The organism is Dankookia rubra, from assembly GCF_004355005.1.
Taxonomy (GTDB): Bacteria; Pseudomonadota; Alphaproteobacteria; order Acetobacterales; family Acetobacteraceae; genus Paracraurococcus; species Paracraurococcus ruber_A.
Map to the genome: position 1 here is coordinate 1 of NZ_SMSJ01000257.1, position 1,489 is coordinate 1,489.

General features: G+C 68.4%; 1 protein-coding gene. It reads right to left on the reverse strand.

The window, feature by feature from the left end:
* Positions 1–9: 9 nt before the first annotated feature.
* Complete coding sequence (gene tnpC / locus E2C06_RS36395) at positions 10–1,398, reverse strand: IS66 family transposase (RefSeq protein WP_133293375.1); 1,389 nt, start codon at positions 1,396–1,398, stop codon at positions 10–12.
* Positions 1,399–1,489 lie beyond the last annotated feature (91 nt).

Below are 1,489 nucleotides of genomic sequence, written 5' to 3' on the forward strand. Positions count from 1 at the left end.
GGTAGCTGCTCAACCCGGGGCGAGGATGGACTGGCCTTGGAGCGTGGCACGAATAGCCTGATAGGCGTCGGTGCTGCGCCGCGTCGCGGTGCCGATGACAGAGCGCACCGCGGCGTAGAGATCGGCGCCCCAGGTGGATCGGAAGCCGCCGGTGACCTTGCGATAGGTGGCGGTCGGTCGAAGCTCTCGCTCGCTTCCATTGTTGTCGGCGGTAACGTCGGGATGATCAAGGAAGGTGAAGAGATGCTCGCGCAGCTTGCCGTAGCGCTTTCGCAGTCGCTGGCCGTGCCGGTTTGTCGGGGCAAGCGCCATGACGGCATCGAGCGCGTGCTCGAGGCGGCGGCGGTACTCGCGCCGTGTGCTCTCGGCCAGACCACGATGTCGCCGGGCGAGGACTGCGGCGCGTAGCAGCAGCGCCTTCATGCGGGGGGCGAAGATGATATCGCCCGCCTCGGCGGCGTAGCGACAGTCACGCAGCTGGTGCGCCAGGCAGATTTGCCAGGCCTCGGCATGGCCACGTTGGGCGCTGTAGAGATCGGAGACCCAAATCGCCGGGCGATGACCGTCCATCACCTCGGCGACGACGCCGGCACCACGGCTGCGGCGGACCACATGGATCACCACCTCGTTGTTCTGGAACACCCAGTTCCAGCAGGTGCGGCCGTCGATGCGCACGCCGGTCTCGTCCGAGCAGACCACCCGAGCCCGACGCAGGCGGGCCAGGATGGCCGCAGTCTCGGCGTCGAAGCGAGGCTTGCCGCGCTGGAAAGCGGCATCGAGGGCACCCTCGCTGATGGCGAGGCCGAACAGCTCGAGCATCAGCCGGCTGAGCCGGCGGTAGCTGACGTGGTGGACGAAGCGCAAGTACATCGCCAGCGCGACGATGTTCAGGCTGAATGGTGTGCCCGGCTCCAGCCCCTCCGGCAGCGGGGCGAGGGTGGTGCCGCCGCAGCAGCGGCAGTGCCCGGCGTAGCGCTCCACCCGCGTCACCACCGGCACGACCTTCGGCAGGTCGACCTTGTCGAAGCGGCTGGCGAGCGTCAGGTCGGCCTCGGTCAGCGCCGCCTCGCACTGCGCACAGCAGGACGGACGGGCGGTGACGGTCTCGTCCGCCACCTCGGCCAGCAGGCGCCCGCCACCTTTGCGCCCAAGGCTGCCCTGGCGGGGGCCCTGCCGGGCAGGCTTGTCGTCGCGGTTCGGCTTCTTGCCCTGCGACGGCGGCAGGCTGGAGTTGTCGGGCGTTTTCGGCGGGAGGCGGAGCTTCGCCTCCAACTCAGCAACCCGGGCCGTCAGGATGCCGACTTGTGCCGTCAGCGCCTGAACCTGCGCCCAGAGCGCATGGATCAGGGCATCCTTCTCGTTATGCGAGAGCGACGAAAGAGCGGGGAGCCGGTCCATCCAGAGCTTGAATCAAACATCATGCGGTTACGTCAAGCGCCCGGCGAAGCCTTCCAACGCGACCCAGCAACACCGGGGATGAGCAGCTACC